Origin of the sequence: Kitasatospora sp. MAP12-44 (assembly GCF_029892095.1) — a bacterium.
Classification (GTDB): domain Bacteria; phylum Actinomycetota; class Actinomycetes; order Streptomycetales; family Streptomycetaceae; genus Kitasatospora.
This window is the reverse complement of record NZ_JARZAE010000004.1, coordinates 5,801,294-5,819,925: the sequence shown is the minus strand read 5'-3', so window position 1 is coordinate 5,819,925 and position 18,632 is coordinate 5,801,294. Positions and strand designations below refer to the sequence as shown.

Sequence of the window (18,632 nt, the reverse complement as noted above, 5' to 3'; positions counted from 1 at the left end):
AAGTTCTTTTTTCCTGTGGACAACCAGCTGCCTGGGGACAACCGCCCTCACTCGGATGGGTGCAAATGGCACGTTATCCACAGGTTGGGAGCAGCAGGTGGCCCGCTGTCGGCCGGACGGGGTTACATGGTCCCCATGGACCAGCCCCAGCCGTACCCCCCGACCGAGCTCGCGCCGACCCCCGCCGACCGGGCGGCAGCCCGCGCCCGGGCCGAAGCTGTCCTGCGCGAGCTCGCCGGCCCGGCGGCCCGGCTGCGCGAGGATCAGTGGCTGGCCATCGAGGCCCTGGTGCTGGACCGGCGCCGGGCCCTGGTGGTCCAGCGCACCGGGTGGGGCAAGTCCGCCGTCTACTTCATCGCGACCGCCCTGCTGCGCTCGGCCGGCTCGGGCCCGACGGTGATCGTCTCGCCGCTGCTCGCCCTGATGCGCAACCAGGTGGAGTCCGCCGCCCGGGCCGGCATCCAGGCCCGCACCATCAACTCGGCCAACCCGCAGGAGTGGGACGAGATCCAGGCCGAGGTCGCGGCCGGCTCCGTCGACATCCTGCTGGTCAGCCCCGAGCGGCTGAACAACCCCGACTTCCGTGACCAGGTGCTGCCCAAACTGGCCGCCTCCACCGGCCTGCTGGTGGTCGACGAGGCGCACTGCATCTCCGACTGGGGCCACGACTTCCGGCCCGACTACCGGCGGCTGCGCACCATGCTGGCGGAGCTCTCCCCCGGCGTCCCGGTGCTGGCGACCACCGCCACCGCCAACGCCCGGGTGACCGAGGACGTCGCCGAGCAGCTGGGCACGGGCGGCTCGGACGGCCGGGCGCTGGTGCTGCGCGGCCCACTGGACCGGGAGAGCCTCAGCCTCTCGGTGCTCTCGCTGCCCGATCCGGCCCACCGGCTGGGCTGGCTCGCCGACCACCTCAACGAGCTTCCGGGCTCGGGCATCATCTACACCCTCACGGTGGCCGCCACCGACGAGGTCACCGACTTCCTGCGCAGCCGAGGCTTCGAGGTCGCCTCCTACTCCGGCCGGACCGAGGACGCCGACCGCCGCAGCGCCGAAGCCGACCTGCTGGCCAACCGGGTCAAGGCACTGGTGGCCACCTCCGCGCTGGGCATGGGCTTCGACAAGCCCGACCTCGGCTTCGTGGTGCACCTGGGCTCGCCCGGCTCGCCGATCGCGTACTACCAGCAGGTCGGCCGCGCCGGGCGCGGGGTTGACCGGGCCGAGGTGCTGCTGCTGCCCGGCCGGGAGGACGAGGCGATCTGGCGGTACTTCGCCTCCCTCGGGTTCCCGCCCGAGGAGCAGGTCCGGCGCACCCTCGGCGCACTGGAGGAGGCCGGCCGGCCGCTCTCCACCGCCGCTCTGGAGACCCGGGTGGACCTGCGCCGCGCCCGGCTGGAGACCATGCTCAAGGTGCTGGACGTGGACGGCGCCGTGCGCCGGGTGCGCGGCGGGTGGCTCGCCACCGGCGAGAGCTGGGCCTACGACGGCGAGCGGTACGCCAAGGTGGCTCGGGCCAGGGAGGCCGAACAGCAGGCCATGCGGGACTACGCGACCGCCGCCCGTTGCCGGATGGAGTTCCTGCGCCGTCAGCTGGACGACGAGGAGGCCGTCCCGTGCGGCCGCTGCGATGTCTGCGCGGGGCCGCGGCTGCGGCCGGAGGTCTCCGCCGAGGCGCTCGACGCGGCCCGAGCGGCCCTGGGCCGCCCCGGCGTGGCCTTCGAACCCCGCCGGCTCTGGCCGACCGGCATGGACGCGCTCGGTGTGTCGCTCAAGGGCCGCATCCCGGCCGGCGAGCAGGCGCAGTCCGGCCGGGCGCTGGGCCGGCTGTCCGACATCGGCTGGGGTGGCCGGCTGCGCACCATGCTCGCCCCCGGCGCGGCCGACGCCGCCGTCCCCTCGGATGTGCTGGACGCCCTGGTCACGGTGCTGGCGGACTGGGCCCGCGGGCCGGGCGGCTGGGCCGGGAGCAGCCCGGAGACGGCCAGGCCGGTGGGCGTGGTCACCATGAGCTCCGCCTCGCGGCCGGAGCTGGTCGCCAGCCTGGGCGCCCGGATCGGAGCGATCGGCCGACTGCCGCTGCTCGGCCGGATCGAATACGTGGACGGCCGCGCGCCCTACGGCGCCCGGAGCAACAGCGCACAGCGGCTGCACTCACTGGCCGGCTCGCTGGTGATCCCGCCCGCACTCACCGAGGCACTGGCCGCGACGCCCGGGCCCGTCCTGCTGGTGGACGATCTGGTCGACAGCGGCTGGACGGTCACGGTCGCCGCCCGGCTGCTCCGCCGGGCCGGGGCCGAAGCCGTGTTGCCGCTGGTCCTGGCGGTGCAGGGGTAGACCCGCGGCCGCGATCCGGGCTGCCGGGTGGGCCGGTACCCGGATGAGCGCGGGCCATCCGGGGAATATATCCAGCGGACACGCACCTTTCGGGCGGGATTCGCCAGTGCGTCGTTGCCGCCCGAGCCTGTCAGGCCTGACAATTACCCGGTACCCGACAACCGGTCCCTCCGGACCCTTTCTTCGGCGTACGCAGGTGCCGGAAAGGAGGACGGTGACCCACGGTATCGACCGCGGCGGGCTCCCCTCCGCGCGGAGCCGGAGCATCGACCTGGAGACCTGGTCGAACGCTTCGGTGCCGCCACTGCGCGATCCGCGCGAGCTGGTCGTCGAGCTGCACCAGCGCCATCTGCCGCCGCCCGGCACCACTGTGATCGGGGTGCTCGACCACGACCACCGGGTGGTGGCCTCGGCCTCCGTGAGCACCCGACCGCAGGTGACGGACGGCTGGCAGCACCGCAACGCGATCCTCGGCCAGCTGCGCCGGGTGATCCCGCACGACCTGCGGCTCGCCACCCCTCGGCGGACCGCCGTATTGCTGCACTGCCGCGAGGGCGCGCTCGGCTGGATCGAGCAGGACGGCGCGTGGATGTGGGCGCTGCGCGACGCGGCCTCGCTGCACGGCCTGCGCTGCGGCGCGTACGTCACGCTGACCCCGGCCGGCTGGCAGGTGATCGGCGACGGCCGGATCGGGCGCTCGCCGCACTCGGGGTCCTGGGCCGGGCGCCCGTTGCACGCCGTCTCGGAGCTGCCGCAGCGCGAGCCGCGCGCCGCCGCGGCGGAGCCCACCCGCGCCGTCCGGCCGTGGTACCCGATCGCTCCGACCGGGCCCGAGCACGCGCGGCGCGCCGCGCACTGACCCCGGGCCCGGCACGACCACGGGCGGCGGCGCGGGGCGAACCCCGCACCGCCGCCCGTTCGTCGTACGTCAGGCTCGGGCCGACTGTCCGCTTACGGCCGGGTGGCCCGCCAGTCCTGCGGTGGGCCCGCAGACCACCAGCAGCGCGGTGGCGTGGGTGAGCGCCTTCTGCACCGCCTGCGCGGCCCGGCGCGACGACGCCCCGTCGAGGACCAGCACCACCACGTCCCGGCGAACCGGACGGGAGATCGCCAGGTCCGCGTAGAACACGTCGGCGCCCTCGGCGAGCTGCGCCCAGTAGCGCTCCTCGCCGAAGGAGAGCTCATGCTGCTGCCACGGGTGCGGCGCGGCGGCGGTCAGCACCAGGATGTCGCCGGGCTCGCGCCCCGACTCCAGCAGCTGGTCCACCGCCTCGTCCGCCCGCTCCAGAGCGGCCGCCGCAGTGGCAGGCACCAGTTGGACGGGCGGGGCGGCCGACGCCCGGCGCGGACCGGGCACCGGGGCCGCCGCGCGCGGTCCGGGTCGCGGCGGGCCGGGACGCGGTGCCGCAGGACGCGGCGGACCGGGCCTCGGCCCGGGCACGGCCGCGGCCGCGGGGGTCGGCGGGACGGGGGAGGCACTGCCGGCGGCAGGCGTGCTGAGGGCTTGTGCGTCCGACTCGCGGGGGAAGGGAACGCCGGGGCCCGGGAGGCTCTCGTGAATCTCCGGCTCCTCGGGGAAGACAGGCATACCCGGATATCTATCAAATGCCAGTCGAATGCGCACGGGCGCCCCACCTGTTGGGCATCACCCGGGCACACCGATCAGCCCAAATCGCCCTCGCCGACTACTCCTGATCATCCATCAGAAACCCAGCGTGAGCTGTTCGCTCCCATCGGAGGCTTCGGGGAGCTCGCGAACCCGCTTGAGGTGGCGCCACTTGGGCAGCGCGTCGAGGTAGGCCCAGGAGAGCCGGTGGTGCTCGGTCGGGCCGTACTCCTCCAGCGCCGCGCGGTGCACCGGCGAGGGGTAGCCCGCGTTGTCCTCGAAGCCGAACGCCGGGTACTGCGGCGCCAGCTCGGCCATCACGCCGTCCCGGTGCACCTTCGCGAGCACGGAGGCCGCGGCGACGCAGACGCAGCTCTGGTCGCCCTTGATCACCGTGCGGACGTTCCAGGGCGCGCCCAGGTAGTCGTGCTTGCCGTCCAGGATCACCGCGTCCGGCACCACCGGCAGCGCCTCCAGGGCCCGGACGGCGGCGAGCCGCAGCGCCGCCGTCATGCCGAGCTCGTCGCACTCCTGCGCCGACGCGTGGCCGAGGGCGTGCGCGGTGACCCAGTCCGCGAGGACCGGGGCGAGCAGGGTGCGGCGGCGCTCGGTGAGCAGCTTGGAGTCGGTGAGTCCCTCGGGCGCCCGGCGCAGCCCGGTGACGGCGGCGCCGACGGTCACCGGCCCGGCCCAGGCGCCGCGACCCACCTCGTCCAGGCCCACCACGATCGTCGCTCCGGCCCGGCGCAGGGAGCGCTCGACGCTGTGGGTCGGCGGGGTGTACGGCATGGGAGGCGGTCCTTCGGGGCGAGGCGGGGGCGGCACTGCTGCTTTCACCCTACGGCGGCCGGACGCCGCCCCGCGCCGGGCGGTTCACCCCTTGACCGAGCCGGCCAGCAGCCCGCGCACGAAGTACCGCTGGAGGCTGAAGAAGACGATCAGCGGGATGATGATCGACAGGAACGCCCCCGCGGTGAGCAGCTCCCAGCGCCCGCCGAACGAGCCGGAGAGCTGGGCCAGTCGGACCGTCATCGGCGCGACGTCCGGGGTGCCGCCCGCGAAGGTCAGGGCCACCAGCAGGTCGTTCCAGACCCAGAGGAACTGGAAGATCGCGAAGGAGGCCAGCGCGGGTGCGCAGAGCGGCAGCACGATGGAACGGAAGATCTTGAAGTGCGAGGCCCCGTCCACCACCGCGGCCTCCATGAGGTCCTTGGGCAGCTGCGAGATGAAGTTGTGCAGCAGGAAGATCGCCAGTGGCAGCGCGAACATGGTGTGCGCGAGCCAGACCGGCAGGTAGGTGCCGCTCAGATCGAAGGACGGGATGAGGGTGATCCCGCCCAGGTGGGCGCCGCCGGAGAAGAGTTGGAGCAGCGGGATCAGCGCCATCTGCAGCGGCACCACCTGCAGCGCGAAGATCACGAAGAAGAGCGTGTCACTCCCCCGGAACCGCACCCAGGCCAGCGCATAGGCGGCCATCGAGGCGAGCACCAGCGGAAAAATCGTCGCCGGCACGCTGATGGCCAGGGAGTTGACCAGGTAGGGCATCAGACCGCCGCTGACGCCGAACCCGCCCTCGAACAGCACGGTGTGGTAGTTGGAGAGCCCCAACTGCGGGTGGGTGAAGACCGTCCACCAGCCGCTGTCGGCCACGTCCTGCTGGCTGCGCAGCGAGGTGGCCAGCAGTCCGAGGGTCGGAATCGTCCAGAGCACCGTCACCACGACGACGAAGATCGAGGCGAGCGGGCTGCTGAAGGACTTGCGGACCGCCTTCACCGCGGGCAACTGCGCCCGGTCCATGGGGGCCTGCGTCTGCGTGATCATCGAGTGGTCCGCTCCCTGCGCAGCTGGACGATGTTGTAGGCGACCAGCGGAAGCACCGCGAGGAAGAGGATCACCGCGAGCGCGCTGCCGCGACCGACGTTGAACTGCACGAAGGACTGCGAGTACATCTCGTTGGCGAGCACCTGGGTGCCGAAGTTGCCGCCGGTCATCGTGCGCACGATGTCAAAGGCCTTCAGTGTGACGATCATGACGGTGGTGAGGACGACGACCAGCGTGGTGCGGATCATCGGGACGGTGACGTACCAGAAGAGCCGCAGCCCGCGGGCCCCGTCCAACCTGGCGGCCTCGGTCACCTCGTCCGGGATCGCCTTGATCGCCGCCGAGAGCACCACCATGGCGAACCCGGTCTGCACCCAGATCATCACGGCCATCAGCAGGAAGTCGTTCAGTGGGTGGTCGAGGATCCAGTTGGGCGGGTGGCGCCAACCCAGTCGGATGGCCACTTCGCTGAGCAGGCCGATCTGCGGCTGGCCGGACTCACGGGCCTCGTAGACGAACTTCCAGATGATGCTGGCGCCCACCAGCGAGACCGCCATCGGCATGAAGACCAGCGACTTGTAGAGCGCCTGCCACTTCATCCGCTCGACCGACAGGGCCAGCGCCAGGCCGAGACCGGTGGCCACCAGCGGGGCGACCAGCAGCCAGAGCAGCGTGTTGAGCAGCACCTGGTGGATGCTGTCGGTGGTGAGCGCCCAGCCGTAGTTGCGGCCGCCGAGGAAGCGGCTGCTGTCGTCGTTGCGAAAGCTCAGATAGATCGTCCGGACCAGCGGCACCACCAGCCCCACCAAGAGCAGCAGCACCGCAGGACCCAGGAAGACCGCGATCGCCGCCGGCCGCCCGAAGCGGCCGGTGGCGCGGCCGGCGGTGAGGAAGACCACCAGCAGGATGGCCAGGAAGACCGCGATCGCGCCGAAGGTGTTGCCCAGCTTGATCGCGGCGTCGCTCCAGGCGGAGTCGGCGAGAGGGGCTGCGGAGACGGGCATACGCGAGGTCCTTCCGTGGCGCGGAGGGGAGTTCGGGCCGCGGTGCTACTGACTACCGGCTACTGCGGCCAGGACGCGTCGACGTCGGCGGCGACCTGCTTGATCGACTCCCCCTCCGCGAACCAGGCCGTGAACGCCTTCCACTCCTCTCCCGAGCCGACGGCGGCCGGCATCATGTCCGAGGCGTCGAAGCGGAAGGTGGCGGCCGGGTCGGTCAGCTCGGCGGCCGACAACTGGTCGATCGGGTCGGTGTAGAGGCTCTTGTCGACGCCCTGGTTGGCCGAGACCCAGCCGCTGGCGACCTTGACCCGGCTGCTCGCCCAGTCGGCGGTGGAGAGGTAGTTCTGCACGGCCTGCACCTCGGGCCGGCTGGAGAACGCGGCCACGAACTCGCCGCCGCCCTCGACCGGGTTGGGGACGGCCGGGTTCACCGCGGGCAGGTGGAAGGCGAAGACGTCGCCGTTCGGCCCGACCGTGGTGCCCTTGGGCCACTGCGCCTCGTAGAACGAAGCCTGCTGCAGCATCCAGCACTTGTTGGTGAGGATCGGCGCGCCCGCGTCCTGGAAGGTCGTGGTGGCGATCGACTTCACGTCGCCGATGCCGGCGTTGACCCAGGCCGGGTTCTGCATCCAGTCGGCCACCTGCTGCATCGCCGAGGTGATCCTCGGGTCGCTGAACTTGACGGTGTGGTTGACCCACTGGTCGTAGACGTCGCCGCCCTGGCTGCCGAGGACGACCTCCTCCAGCCAGTCGGTGGCCGGCCAGCCGGTGGCCGTGCCGGAGCCGATGCCGCCGCACCAGGGCTTGCTGCCGCCGGACTTGGCGATGGTGTCGCTGAGCGCCATCAGGCCGGCCCAGGTCGTGGGGACCTGGTAGCCCGCCTTCTGGAAGGCCTTCGGTGAGTACCAGACCAGGGACTTCATGTTGGCGCTCATCGGCGCGGCGTAGAACGTCCCGTTGACGGAGCCGTAGGTCTTCCAGACCGGGCTCCACTTGTTCTCGTTCTCGACCGTCTGGGCCGGCGGCTTGACGACCTTTCCGGTCTTGACCATCTGACCGAGGAGTCCGGGCTGCGGGATGATCGCGAGATCCGGGGCGTTGCCGCCGGCCACCCGGACCGGGAGTTGGGACTCGAAGTCGTTGGAGCCCTCGTAGGAGATCGTGATGCCGGTACAAGAACTGAACTCGGCCCAGGACTTCTCCAGCGAGTCCGACTCCGGGCTGAGGATCGAGGCGAACATCGTCACTTTCGTCCCGGCGTGGCCCGCGTAGGGCTGGTACTTCGCGCAGTCGCCGGTCAGGGTCGCGGCGGCGGTCGAGTGGCCGCCCGAGCTGGAGCTGTTGGAGCAGGCAGCGGTGAGGGCCAGGCCCAGGACCGCTGGAGCCACCAGTAGACGATTGCGGAGCCGAACATTGCTTGCGATCTTCAAAACGCTCTCCTGCGGCCAGGTGGAAAGGAGTTGGCGCTGCGCTGAACCGGAGATCGAATGCCGTCACTGGCTTGAAGACGTTAACCCACCGGCTTCCCAACGAGAAGGGACGCGTTCAGGTTTACCTGAGAGGCGGACCTGGAAACACCAACGGCGCGGGACGTCGGCCGAACCGACTTCCCGCGCCGCGAAAGAGCCTCAGTTCAGCCGCACCGGCAGCGTCTGCAGGCTGTTGACCACGATCGAGGCGCCGGGCCGCAACTCCCCGTCCGGCACCGCGAGCGCCAGCTGCGGGAAGCGCTCGAAGAGGGCCGGCAGTGCCACCTGCGCCTCCAGGCGGGCCAGCGGCGAGCCCGGGCAGACGTGCGGGCCGTGGCCGAAGGAGAGGTGGCGGATCGGATCCCGGGTGACGTCGAACAGCTCGGCGGTGATGCCGTGCTGCAGCGGGTCGCGGCCGATCGCGTTGTACGAGATCAGCACCGGGTCGCCGGCCGGCACCAGCACGCCCTCGACCGCGATCGGCTCGGCGGCGAAGCGGAAGAGGAAGTTGCTGGTGGGCGGCGTCCAGCGGAGCGACTCCTCGACCACCGCCGCCCAGGACACCTCGCCACCGCGCACCAGCGCGAGTTGGTCCGGGTGGCCGAGCAGCGCCCGCACGGCGTTGGTGATCAGGTTGACGGTCGTCTCGTGGCCCGCGGCGATGATCACCCGCAGCGTCGCCGCCGCCTCGGCGTCGGTCAGCTCGCTGCCCTCGACGTCGGCGGCCAGCAGCGCGCTGGTCAGGTCCTCGCCCGGCTGCCGGCGGCGCTGGGCGACCAGGTCGCCGACGAAGGCGTTCAGCGCGGCGATGGTCGCCTGGATGCCGCCCGGGTCGGGGACGCTGCCGAAGAACCGCTCGTAGAGGTCCCGCAGATACGCATGGTCGGCCTTGTCCACCCCCAGCAGCGTGCCGATCACCGTCATCGGCAGCGGGAACGCGAAGGCGGTCTTCAGGTCGACCTCCGGCCCGCCGGCCGCCAGGTCGTCCAGCAGCTCGGCGGTGATCGCCTCGATCTGCGGACGCATCAACTCCACCCGGCGCGGGGTGAAGGCCTGCGCCACCAGGGCCCGCAGCCGCCGGTGCTCGTCCCCGTCGGTGGTCACCATGCTCGGCCCGGGCACCGCGAGCCCGATCAGCGGCCAGCTCCCGGGTACCTCGCCGCGCTGGTAGGCGGCCCAGTGCGCGGCGTCCTTGACCAGGCGCTGATCGGTCAGCAGCGCCCGCGCGGCCGCGTGCCGGGTGACCGCCCAGGCCTGCACACCGCCGGGCAGCTCCACCTCCGTCACCGAGCCGGCGGCCCGCAGCAGCGCCCCCTCGCCGGCGCTGTCGCGCGCGAAGGGGTCGAGAACGATCGGGGTGCTCATCTGACTACTCCTCAACTGGACGTCGATATGCCTGGGGTGAACGCGACGGGCAGCGCCACCAGCGCCCGCACCCAGGCCGACGGGCGCCAGACCAGGGCGTGCTCGGCGACCGCGAGCCGCAGGTCCGGCAACCGGTCGAGCAGCACCTCGATCGCCGTCCCGGCGATCACCTCCGCCGCCTCCTGGGCCGGGAACGGGCAGCGGTGCTCGCCGTGCGAGAAGCTCATATGCGCGTGGTTGCCCTCGGCGGCCGCGCCGTCCTCCTCGCGCACCGCGGGGTCGGCGTTCGAGCCCGCCAGGCCGAGCAGCAGCATGTCCCCCGCGGCGATCTGCTGGCCGCCGAGCCGGGTGTCGCGGGTGGCCCAGCGGCCGGCGAAGATCTGGGTCGGGGTGTCCTCCCAGAGCGCCTCGGTGAGCGCCTGGGCGATGCTGCGGCGCCCGCCGGAGAGCGAGGCGGCGAAGCGCTCGTCGGTGAGCATCAGCCGCAGCGCGTTGGCGATCCAGTACGCGGTGGGCTGATGGCCGGCGATCAGCAGGACCCGCAGGTCGCGCATGATCTCCTCGTCGGTCAGCCCGGCCTTGTGGATCAGCAGTTGGCTGGTGACGTCCGCCCCGGGCCGGTTGCGCTTGTCCTCCACCAGCTCCAGCATCGCGGTCAGCAGGCGCTGGGCGCCGCTCTGCGCGTCGGCTCCGCCGTCCAGCATGTCCAGCAGGCCGCGGATCAGCACCGGCGCCTGGGCGTCGTCCAGGCCGAACAGCCAGCAGAGCACCAGCACCGGGAGGCGGTGCGCGTACTCGGCGACCAGGTCCGCCTCGCCACGCCCGGCGAACTCGTCGATCAGCCGGTCGGCGATCTGCTCGCACTTCTTCTTCAGCTCGTACGGGTCGACCGACGCCAGCGCGTCGGAGACCGCCACCGAGCGGCGCTGGTGCTCGACACCCTCCGCGTACAGAATCGACGGCACCGGGGCCATCATCGGCTTGAGCGGCCAGTCGGCGGAGATCGTCGGCCAGGCGTTCCAGCGGGACGAGTCGCGGCCGAACAGCTTGGGCTCGCTCGTCACCCGCTGCAGCTCGCGGTAGCCGATCACCAGCCAGGCCGGCACCCCGCCGGCCAGTTCGACCGGCGCCACCGGACCGTGCGCGGCGCGCAGTTCGCGGTAGACCTGGCCCGGATCGGTCTGGAAGCGCGGGCCGTACAGCGGGGCCGCGGCGGCGTGCGCCGGGCAGCCCGGCGGTGGGGTGGTCGCTGGGTCGGTCACGGGGCGCTCTCCAGTTCGACATGGCGGGCTTCGGTCGCGGCCCGGCGGTAGAGGTGGCGGACCAGCTCGATCAGCACCTGCTTGCTGGACTCCCGGTCGCGCGCGTCGCAGGTGAGCAGGGGGACGCCGGGCGACAGGTCGAGGGCCTCGCGGATCTCCGCCAGGCCGTGCCGCAGCGGCTCGAAGGTGTTGCAGGCCACCACGAACGGCGTCCCGTGGTGCTCCAGGCGGTCGATCGCGTACCAGGACTCGTCCAGCCGCCGCGGGTCCACCAGCACGACGGCGCCCAGCGCCCCGCTGAAGAGCCGGTCCCAGAGGAACCAGAAGCGCTCCTGCCCGGGGGCTCCGAAGAGGTAGAGCACGGTCTCGGCGGAGAGCGTGATCCGGCCGAAGTCGAAGGCCACCGTGGTGGCGCGCTTGTCCCGGACCGCCGACGGGTCGTCGATCCCGATCCCGGCCCGGGTCATCACCTCCTCGGTGGCCAGCGGGCGGATCTCGCTCACCGAGCCGACCAGCGTGGTCTTGCCGACGCCGAAGCCGCCGACCACGACGATCTTCAGCGCGTTCTCGGCGGTGCTGCGCAACGGCGTCCGCCCGGCGGCAGCGAGGACCACCGCGTCAGAGCTTCTGGAGTCCATGGAGCACCTGCTTCAGCATGTCGAGGTCGGGCAGTTCCGCCCGGGCAGGGACGAAGCGGGGGTGGCGGGCGGTGATCCGGCCCGCCTCCAGCAGGTCGCCCAGCAGGATCTTCACCACGCTGATCGGCAGGGCCAGCTCGGCGGCCACCTCCACCACCGCGGTCGGACGCACGCACAGCCGCAGGATCCTGGCGTGCTCGGACTGCATCCCCGGCTGCGGTTCGCCCTCGGAGACGATCAGGGTCACCACGTCGAAGGCGTGCTGCGAGGCCTGGCTGCGGCCCCGGGTCACGGTGTAGAGCCGGTCCGGGTCGTCGTCCCGCGCCGGCTGCCTGGCCCGCGTCACGGGGCCGGGGTGGCGTCGATCCCGCGCGGCGGCGAGCTGAGGAACGTGCCGAGCTGCTCCACCAGCGCGTGCATGTGGTGGCCGACCATGCCGACGTCGGCGCTCTCGTCGGTCACCACCGCAAGGTGCGCGCCCGCGCCGGCCTCCACGATGCACAGGATGCCGCCGTGGAACTCCGTCATCGACTGCCGCACCCCGCCCGTTCCGTCGCCGAACTCGATCGAGGCGCCGTGCGACAGGCTCTGGATGCCGGAGGCTATGGCGGCCAGCTGGTCGGCCTGGTCGATGCTCAGCGCGGCGCTGTGGCAGAGCTTGAGACCGTCGGCGGAGAGCACCAAGGCATGGCGGGAGCCGGGGGTGTTGGTCAGCAGGTTCTCCAACAGCCAGTCGAGATCGCGGTCGGCGGTGCTGCTCATCAGGAGTTGTCCTTCGGGAGGTCAGCGGGGGGAGCTGGGTGGGGGGAAGCGGGCTGCGGACCCTTGACGGCCTGCCGGAACGCGCCGAAGCGGCCGGCCGCCTCCGGCTGGCGCACCCGTACCGCGGGGGCGGCGGGCGAGCCGGTGGCGGCCGACATGGTCTGGCCGCGGCGGCGCTTGGGCAGGCCGCCCTCGGTGCTGAGCGGCGGCGGGACGGCCTGCGGCGCAGCGGGCGGCAGCGCGCTGCGGGCGGGCGCCCGGGCCGGCTCGGGGACGGCCGGCTCCGGGTGGGTGACCAGGTGTTCGGGGATCAGCACCACCACGCCGGTGCCGCCGCGCGAGGAGGGCCGGAAGGAGACCGACAGACCGTGCTTGCGAGCCAGTGCGCCGACCACCGCGAAACCGAGCCGGGTGCCGGCCGAGAGCGCCGTGAGGTCCAACGGCCGCCCGGAGACGGCCAGCTCGGCCCGGCGCAGCCAGACCTCGGAGAGCCCGAGGCCGCCGTCCTCGACGGTGATCACCAGGCCGGAGTGCAACTCCTCGACGTAGACGTGCACCTCGGCCGGCGGGGCGGAGAAGTTGGTGGCGTTGTCCAGGAGTTCGGCGAGCGCGTGCATGACGCCCTCGGCCGCGTAGCCCGCCACCGCGGCGGTGCTCGCGGAGTGCAGCCGGACCCGCTGGTAGGCGCCGATCCGGCCGAGCGCGCCGCGCAGGATGCTCTCCACCGAGATCGGCTTGGTCCAGCGCCTGCCGGTGCGGGCGCCGGTCAGCACGGCGATGCTGTCGGCCATCCGGCCCGCCTGGGCGGTGCTGTGGTCCAGCCGGAGCAGGTCGCCGAGGACGTCCTCGCCGTGCTGGTGCTGCATCTCGCGCAACTCGGCGTGCATGCTGGTGGCCAGCGCCTGCACCCGTCCGGCGGCCGTCGCGCAGACCGCCAGCGCCGCGGCGCGCTGGCGCTCCCCATAGGCGATCTCGTTGGCCAGCAGGCTCAGCAGGTACTCGTGCGCGGTCTGCCGGTGGTCCGCCAGGACGGTCGCCACCGAGGCGCCGGCCCGCAGCCGCTGGACCACCCCGGGGATGGTCTCCTCCTCCAGCCGGGCCAGTTCGGCCCGTTCGTCGGCGGCTGCGGCCCGCGCGGCCGCGGCCTCCGAGCGGGCCTCCAGCGTCTCCGAACGGGCGGCCAGCAGCTCGATCCGGGCCGCCTCGCTCTCGGTGTGGGCCGCGTTGGCGCGCGCCCGCGAGGCCTGGGCGTCGGCCACCGCGGCCGCCGTGTCGGCCCCGGCCCGCACCGCGGCGGCGTGCGCCGCCTCGACCCTGGCCTGCGACTGCGCCAACTGCTCGCGCAGCCGCCCGACCCGGCCGCGCTGGACGATCGCCGCAACTACCGCCGCACACCAGGCAAGCGCCGCAGCCGAGGCCCAGCCGAGGGCCTCCGACCGCTCGTGGACGGGCGCCGCGGCCCCCGCGGCGGCCACGCCACCGGCCGCGACGGCCACCGCCAGCAGGACGCAGAGCAGGGCGGCCGGTCTACCGGACGGGCGTCGAAGGCGTGCGGTCATCAGGCTGATCCTCGGTGCGAGCGTCGGAGTCAGAGCGGGCGACAGCGCACCAATCCCCCGGCTATGGAGGATGCATGATCAGTTCACGCAGTCAACAGATCATATCGATTCAGAAGAGCTACTCAAGCGGTCAGTTGACGCATTGTGCTCCACCCGGTGCCAACAAGTGACGTCAGGGTGCGAACGGACCGGACCTGGCCTGCAACGCCGGGAGGGCGGGGACTCGAAGTCCCCGCCCTCCCGGCACTACCGTGCTACCGCAGTGCAGTGCTACTGGCGCAGAGCACTTGTTGCTGGGATGCCGTATTCCTCCCTGTCTGCGTGCTTCAGAGCGGGGAGACCCCTTGTCGTCGGCGCCTGAGTGACCGGATGATCAGCTCATGCCCATGAGCCGAGGCACCTTCGACCACGTGCCGGTGAGCACGCTGTTTCCCCAGTTGTCCGCTGCCGCCGTCGAATCACTGGAGCGCGCGGCCCGCATCGTTGACGCGGCTCAGCCCCAGGGCGCCGCAACGGTGTGGGAGTGGAAACTGGAGCATGCGGTCTTCACGGGTCCGCAGTCCCGGACCTGGGTGATCCTCCTCCTGGACGTTGTTCAGCCGACCAGCGGGAGCGACTGGTTGGAGTTCCAGTTCCAGGTGGGCTGGACGGACCAGGGCCAGCACGAGGTGACCGCTTCGGTGAACGTGGGCTGCTGGTGCGAGAGCGACCACGGCACTCATGACGTCGATGTCCTCACGTTCGCCGTCGGTGACGACGTCTCGCTGTCTCGAGCTTTCGAAGCAGGCGCCGAGCGCGTGGCGGGCTGGCTGGCTGAGCCCCAGAACGCAGACTTCTGGCGTGCCCGCGAGGACTTGCCGGCCCGCCGTTTCTAGGGCCCGCGCGGGCTGATTCGACCGTCGTTCCCCTTCCGAATGTCTGCGGCGCGGGCTGCCAAGTAGTCGGCCCAGGAGGTCTTGGCGAACCCGGCCCAGCGGACGGCGGTGTTGGGGTGGAGTCCCAGGATGCTCGCGAGCACCGGTGCGGGCAGGTCGCCGGCGAGAGCGACCAGGGCAGCGTTCCGGGCTGGCCTGGTGTCGATGCCGTGGGCCAGGAGCTTGGAGCTGAGCCCGGTCTGCGAGGTGGGGCGGCCGGGAACGAGACCGGGGAAGAGCCAGGGCTCGCCGCGGGTGGTGCGGGTGAGCGCGGATCGGGTGTGAGGGGCGTCGGCGAGCTGGTGCAGGAGTTTGGCGAGCCGGGGCGGCAGGAGGATCGGGTGCCGGTCGAGGGTGAGGTAGCTGTTGCCGTCGCGGCTGGTGACCTGGGTCGCGGTTAGGTGCCGGATGTGGGAGGCGTGTAGGCCGAAGAGCAGGATCAGTGCTCCGGCGGCCCTGGTGTCCAGCGCCATGGTCGAGTCGGTCAGGCAGTGTTTCAGCAGCTGCCAGCGGCCTTCCTCGTCCATCAGGTGGCTGGGCTGCTGCCGCGGGATGGAAGGGACCGTCAGCTCGCTGGTGAGACCGCGGCTGGTGGTCCAGGACAGGAAGTAGCGGATCGCGTAGGTGCGGGTGTTGCCGGCGTCCAGCCAGCGGTCGAGGTCGTCTTGCCGGAGTCCGCCCAGGTCGATGCGGTGTTCGTCGAGCCAGGTGAGGAACTCCAGGGCCACCAGGACGCGGGTGCGGAGGAAGGAGCCCGGCTCGGCCGGGCGGCGGCGACGGGCGGCGCGTCGTCGGGCCCGTCGCAGCAGGTGCCAGTGCGCGTAGGAGCGGATCAGGTGGACGTGTCCGGTGGGCCGTCCGGTGAGGACCATGTCCAGCCAGGCGGGGATGCGGTCGAGTTCCTCGTCGCGCTCCGGGAGGGTGCCGAGGTGGACGAGGGTGTGGCGGACGTAGTGCAGGTGTCGGCTGGGCGGGAGCCGGTCGAGTCGCTGATGGGTGATCGGGTCGCCGGCGGCGGCCAAGTCGGCGAACAGGGCGGCGTTCGGGCTTCGCTGCAGCCAGAACAGGATGCCGCGCGGGCGGTCCGCCTGAGCGAGTGCCTCGCGCAGTGGCTGCAGCTCGGCCGGGACGTGCCCGTCCGGGCCGGCCAGCAGGTGCTGGAGCCGGTCGGCGAGCACGCAGCGGGCGCACTTGGCGTCGGCGTAGGTCCGGCCGCCGAGCCCGCAGGCTCGGCAGGTGTAGTCGAAGGCGGTGCCTGCGCAGGCTCCGCAGATGCCGTTGCCGTCCTCGGCGGTTCTTCCGATCAGTGGCTGGTGGCGGCCGCATCCCGAGCAGGTCGCGGGCGTGTCCAGCACGACGGTGTAGCAGGTGGAACAGACCGGGCCGATCGGCCACCGGGTGTGAACGCGGCGGGTCCGCCCGCAGCGGCAGCATTCCTGGGTTCGCTCTGGGCGGTCTGGGCGGCAGGCCCGGCAGGTCCAGGCGCCGTCCGCGCCGCGCTGGCAGGGGCGTTCCTCTCCGCAGCTGGAGCATGTCTTGGTCGGTCCGTTGCAGCAGTCCTCGCAGGTGTCGGGGTGGGATCCGGTGGCCCGGCGGGCGATGCGGGCGACCTGTCCGCAGCGTCCGCATGCCCGCACTGGCCTCCTGGACTGGTGGTGGCAGGGAGAGCACAGCGGGCCGCCTGGGCCGTTGGACTTGGCTGGCCCGACCGTGCCGCAGTTCGAGCATTCGTGCTGGGGGCCTTTCCAGCAGTTCGCGCAGAGGGGTGAGTTGTCCGGGCGGCGGGTGACGGGCATGCGGAACTGCCCGCAGCCGGCGCATTCTTCGACGACGTCGGGGTCGACGCGGTAGCAGGAGTAGCAGATCCGGCCCTCGGAGCGGCGGGCGGCGAGCCGGGTTCCGGTGCGTCCGCAGCGGTCGCAGGTGCCCTTGCTGCTGCGGGCCGCGCAGGTGACGCAGAGGCGCCCGGCGGGGCCGGACCGGGGCAGGTCGAGGCCGGCTCGCCCGCAGTCGGTGCAGGCCGGTCGGGCCACGGTGTGTCCGGCGGCGTGAAGGATCGAGGTGAGGCGAACGACCACAGGCGGGCAGTGGGAGTCGCCGGAGACCAGGGCCTGCGGGTGGGCGGCCAGGTGCTGGTCGAGGTCGCGGAGCGGGCCGCCTTGGGCGGCGCTTGCGTCGGTGACGGCCTCGAGGGCCGCCGCATGGTCGAGGCCGGGCAGCGTGGTGGTCAGGGCCGTGACCACGCGGTCGAGGGCCGCCTGTCGCTGTTCGGCTCGCTGGCGGGCGCGGGTGCGGTTCATAGGCCCTCGGGGCGTCGGATCGTGGTCCGCCGGGCGGCCGGCAGCGGGCGGACCGATGTCTCGTCTGCGGTCTTGCGGATCTCCTCGTTGACGACCTGGACCTCGATGAGGTCGCCGGGCTGGCAGGCGAGGATGTCGCAGAGTGCCGCGAGGGTGTCCATCGACAGCCGCTGCGGGGGTTGGGTGACCAGGCGGAAGACCTGTTCGCGGGAGAGGGTGATGCCCCGCTCGGCGAGCGGGCCGACCAGGTCGGTGGTCTGGAACATCTGTCGGGTGGCCATGATCTGACGTAGGTGCCAGTGGTAGCCCATCTTCTTGATCACGTCTCGTCGTCCTCCCAGAGCTCGGCGTGCCGTTCCTTCAACATCCGCTGGAGCAACCGGTTGCGGTACTCGTCCGAGACGCCGGTGTAGATCGCGGTGGTGCTGGCGTAGGCGTGGCCGACCTGGTCCTGGACGAACCGCTCGGGGTAGCCGAACTCCACGAGATGGGTCACGTAGCTGTGGCGGAGCCCATGCAGATCGAGCTCTTCCGGCAGGTCAGCGGCCTTGCGGGCGGTCTCGAACGCTTCGTCCAGTCGTCGCGGTGACATCCGTCCGCGGCGCTCGGTGATCCAGAGCGCGGGGTGTTTGCCCGGGGAGAAGGCCGGCCGGACCTCCTCCAGGTACTGGGCGAGGAGGTCGACGCTCCAGTCCAGGTCGGGGACGGTGAAGACGGTGCGGCGCTTGGGTGGGCCGCCCTTGGAGGACTTCCCGAATCGCACGAACAGGCCGCCGAACCGGCCGTACTGAGACATCTTCGGATTCCGCCGAAGGTCTGCCAGGTCGAGACCGCAGGCCTCCTGGCGCCGGAGTCCGTAGGCGTAGACGGTCTTGAGCAGGATCGCGTCCCGCAGGGCGGCGAGCGAGCCCTTCCGGTGCCGGGCCCGGATCTCATCGACCCGGCCGTCCGCCGCGTCGAACAGGGCCTGGACCTCTTCGTAGGTCAGCGGGCGCCGGCCCGGATCGCCCTCGTACTCGCTGCTGTGGGTGACCGTGTTCCACTCGTGCAGGACCTGCACGGGGGCCTGGCCAAACTGGTCCAGGCACCGCAGCGGCCAGCCGTAGCGGGCATCGGTGACGTACTCGCAGAACAGGCGGAGCGCGTTCTGGTAGTTCCTCCCGGTCGAGACCGCGAAGTTCTTCCGCCGCGATCTCAGGTGGTCGATGAACGCCTCGACCTCGGCAGGCTCCCACTGCCACGGGTACTGGTTGGTGAACTCCGCAAAGCGCTGCACCACCGACAGCCGCGGCTTGATCGTCCCGTCCTCGTCCAGGAAGCGGGTCCGCTGTTGCCGGGCCCAGCCGTCCAGCATCGCCTTGAAGACAGCCGGCTCCGGGTCGAGGTGAACGACCCCGTCGGCCAGCACCAGGTGCGCGGCACCCGGCAGATCAACCGCTCGACTCACGATGCATCTAACGCAACATCGTTGAATCGGTTACTCCGTGCAGGTCACGGGCACGACGTAGGGGACCGGCCTTCGGCCGGTCCCCTACGTGAGCTGCTGGTCAGCTACCCGTGCGGGCTACGTCGGATGTTGCATCCAACGCAATTCCGCC

17 protein-coding genes are annotated in these 18,632 nt (G+C 72.0%); 3 read left to right on the top strand and 14 right to left on the bottom strand.

The features are described 5' to 3' along the window. The first annotated feature begins 135 nt into the window (after window positions 1-135). Both P3T34_RS26795 and P3T34_RS26790 read left to right on the top strand, forming a co-directional pair. Window positions 136-2,334: a RecQ family ATP-dependent DNA helicase gene (locus P3T34_RS26795; protein WP_280668592.1), complete on the top strand. Its 2,199-nt coding sequence runs from the start codon at window positions 136-138 to the stop codon at window positions 2,332-2,334. A gap of 226 nt (window positions 2,335-2,560) precedes the next feature. Then, a complete protein-coding gene (locus tag P3T34_RS26790) occupies window positions 2,561-3,193 on the top strand; it encodes a hypothetical protein (RefSeq protein WP_280672415.1) in 633 nt (210 codons plus the stop codon). Window positions 3,194-3,262: 69 nt separating this feature from the next. Here the strand turns inward: P3T34_RS26790 and P3T34_RS39960 are convergent, their stop codons facing one another. The 11 genes from P3T34_RS39960 to P3T34_RS26735 form a co-directional block, all read right to left on the bottom strand. Then, window positions 3,263-3,646 (bottom strand): hypothetical protein, encoded by a 384-nt coding sequence (locus tag P3T34_RS39960; RefSeq protein ID WP_348534691.1) that lies wholly within the window; start codon window positions 3,644-3,646, stop codon window positions 3,263-3,265. Window positions 3,647-4,036: 390 nt separating this feature from the next. Then, entirely contained in the window at window positions 4,037-4,729 is a 693-nt protein-coding gene (locus P3T34_RS26780) for a ribonuclease HII (RefSeq protein ID WP_280668590.1), read from the bottom strand. A gap of 84 nt (window positions 4,730-4,813) precedes the next feature. After that, the gene (locus P3T34_RS26775; protein ID WP_280668589.1) at window positions 4,814-5,761 is read right to left on the bottom strand and encodes a carbohydrate ABC transporter permease; all 948 of its coding nucleotides are present in this window, start codon (window positions 5,759-5,761) and stop codon (window positions 4,814-4,816) included. Beyond that, a complete protein-coding gene (locus tag P3T34_RS26770; protein ID WP_280668588.1) occupies window positions 5,758-6,765 on the bottom strand; it encodes a sugar ABC transporter permease in 1,008 nt (335 codons plus the stop codon). The genes P3T34_RS26775 and P3T34_RS26770 overlap by 4 nt, the downstream gene beginning before the upstream one ends. Window positions 6,766-6,824: 59 nt before the next feature. Further along, window positions 6,825-8,153 carry an ABC transporter substrate-binding protein gene (locus P3T34_RS26765; protein ID WP_280668587.1) on the bottom strand — a complete coding sequence of 443 codons (1,329 nt, stop codon included), beginning with the start codon at window positions 8,151-8,153 and terminating at the stop codon, window positions 6,825-6,827. 240 nt (window positions 8,154-8,393) lie between these two features. Next, a complete protein-coding gene (locus P3T34_RS26760; protein ID WP_280668586.1) occupies window positions 8,394-9,599 on the bottom strand; it encodes a cytochrome P450 in 1,206 nt (401 codons plus the stop codon). Between the two features lie 11 nt (window positions 9,600-9,610). Beyond that, a complete protein-coding gene (locus tag P3T34_RS26755) occupies window positions 9,611-10,861 on the bottom strand; it encodes a cytochrome P450 (RefSeq protein WP_280668585.1) in 1,251 nt (416 codons plus the stop codon). After that, complete coding sequence (locus tag P3T34_RS26750; RefSeq protein ID WP_280668584.1) at window positions 10,858-11,499, bottom strand: ATP/GTP-binding protein; 642 nt, start codon at window positions 11,497-11,499, stop codon at window positions 10,858-10,860. The genes P3T34_RS26755 and P3T34_RS26750 overlap by 4 nt, the downstream gene beginning before the upstream one ends. Then, a complete protein-coding gene (locus tag P3T34_RS26745) occupies window positions 11,480-11,845 on the bottom strand; it encodes a DUF742 domain-containing protein (RefSeq protein WP_280668583.1) in 366 nt (121 codons plus the stop codon). Before P3T34_RS26745 ends, P3T34_RS26750 begins: the two co-directional genes overlap by 20 nt. Continuing rightward, window positions 11,842-12,261 (bottom strand): roadblock/LC7 domain-containing protein, encoded by a 420-nt coding sequence (locus P3T34_RS26740; protein WP_280668582.1) that lies wholly within the window; start codon window positions 12,259-12,261, stop codon window positions 11,842-11,844. Before P3T34_RS26740 ends, P3T34_RS26745 begins: the two co-directional genes overlap by 4 nt. Then, entirely contained in the window at window positions 12,261-13,820 is a 1,560-nt protein-coding gene (locus tag P3T34_RS26735) for an ATP-binding protein (RefSeq protein WP_280668581.1), read from the bottom strand. The genes P3T34_RS26740 and P3T34_RS26735 overlap by 1 nt, the downstream gene beginning before the upstream one ends. A gap of 380 nt (window positions 13,821-14,200) precedes the next feature. Between P3T34_RS26735 and P3T34_RS26730 the strand changes: the two genes are divergently transcribed. Then, a complete protein-coding gene (locus P3T34_RS26730) occupies window positions 14,201-14,695 on the top strand; it encodes a hypothetical protein (protein ID WP_280668580.1) in 495 nt (164 codons plus the stop codon). On the opposite strand, the gene P3T34_RS26725 is transcribed toward P3T34_RS26730, so the two are convergent. From P3T34_RS26725 to P3T34_RS26715, 3 genes are read right to left on the bottom strand one after another with little or no spacing between them, the layout of a single operon-like run. Next, the gene (locus P3T34_RS26725) at window positions 14,692-17,034 is read right to left on the bottom strand and encodes an XRE family transcriptional regulator (protein ID WP_280668579.1); all 2,343 of its coding nucleotides are present in this window, start codon (window positions 17,032-17,034) and stop codon (window positions 14,692-14,694) included. The two genes, P3T34_RS26730 and P3T34_RS26725, sit on opposite strands and share 4 nt — an antisense overlap. Then, window positions 17,031-17,357 (bottom strand): helix-turn-helix transcriptional regulator, encoded by a 327-nt coding sequence (locus tag P3T34_RS26720; RefSeq protein WP_280668578.1) that lies wholly within the window; start codon window positions 17,355-17,357, stop codon window positions 17,031-17,033. The genes P3T34_RS26725 and P3T34_RS26720 overlap by 4 nt, the downstream gene beginning before the upstream one ends. Then, window positions 17,354-18,481, bottom strand: coding sequence for a tyrosine-type recombinase/integrase (locus P3T34_RS26715; protein WP_280668577.1), 1,128 nt, complete (start codon window positions 18,479-18,481; stop codon window positions 17,354-17,356). Before P3T34_RS26715 ends, P3T34_RS26720 begins: the two co-directional genes overlap by 4 nt. Window positions 18,482-18,632 lie beyond the last annotated feature (151 nt).

What these genes read in the sequence shown, in the direction of transcription:
- P3T34_RS26735 (WP_280668581.1), bottom strand. Translation starts at nt 13,820, where the DNA reads ATGACCGCACGCCTTCGACGCCCGTCCGGTAGACCGGCCGCCCTGCTC.
- P3T34_RS26780 (WP_280668590.1), bottom strand. Translation starts at nt 4,729, where the DNA reads ATGCCGTACACCCCGCCGACCCACAGCGTCGAGCGCTCCCTGCGCCGG.
- P3T34_RS26770 (WP_280668588.1), bottom strand. Translation starts at nt 6,765, where the DNA reads ATGCCCGTCTCCGCAGCCCCTCTCGCCGACTCCGCCTGGAGCGACGCC.
- P3T34_RS26750 (WP_280668584.1), bottom strand. Translation starts at nt 11,499, where the DNA reads ATGGACTCCAGAAGCTCTGACGCGGTGGTCCTCGCTGCCGCCGGGCGG.
- P3T34_RS26775 (WP_280668589.1), bottom strand. Translation starts at nt 5,761, where the DNA reads ATGATCACGCAGACGCAGGCCCCCATGGACCGGGCGCAGTTGCCCGCG.
- P3T34_RS26760 (WP_280668586.1), bottom strand. Translation starts at nt 9,599, where the DNA reads ATGAGCACCCCGATCGTTCTCGACCCCTTCGCGCGCGACAGCGCCGGC.
- P3T34_RS26795 (WP_280668592.1), top strand. Translation starts at nt 136, where the DNA reads ATGGACCAGCCCCAGCCGTACCCCCCGACCGAGCTCGCGCCGACCCCC.
- P3T34_RS26725 (WP_280668579.1), bottom strand. Translation starts at nt 17,034, where the DNA reads ATGAACCGCACCCGCGCCCGCCAGCGAGCCGAACAGCGACAGGCGGCC.
- P3T34_RS26730 (WP_280668580.1), top strand. Translation starts at nt 14,201, where the DNA reads ATGCCCATGAGCCGAGGCACCTTCGACCACGTGCCGGTGAGCACGCTG.
- P3T34_RS26740 (WP_280668582.1), bottom strand. Translation starts at nt 12,261, where the DNA reads ATGAGCAGCACCGCCGACCGCGATCTCGACTGGCTGTTGGAGAACCTG.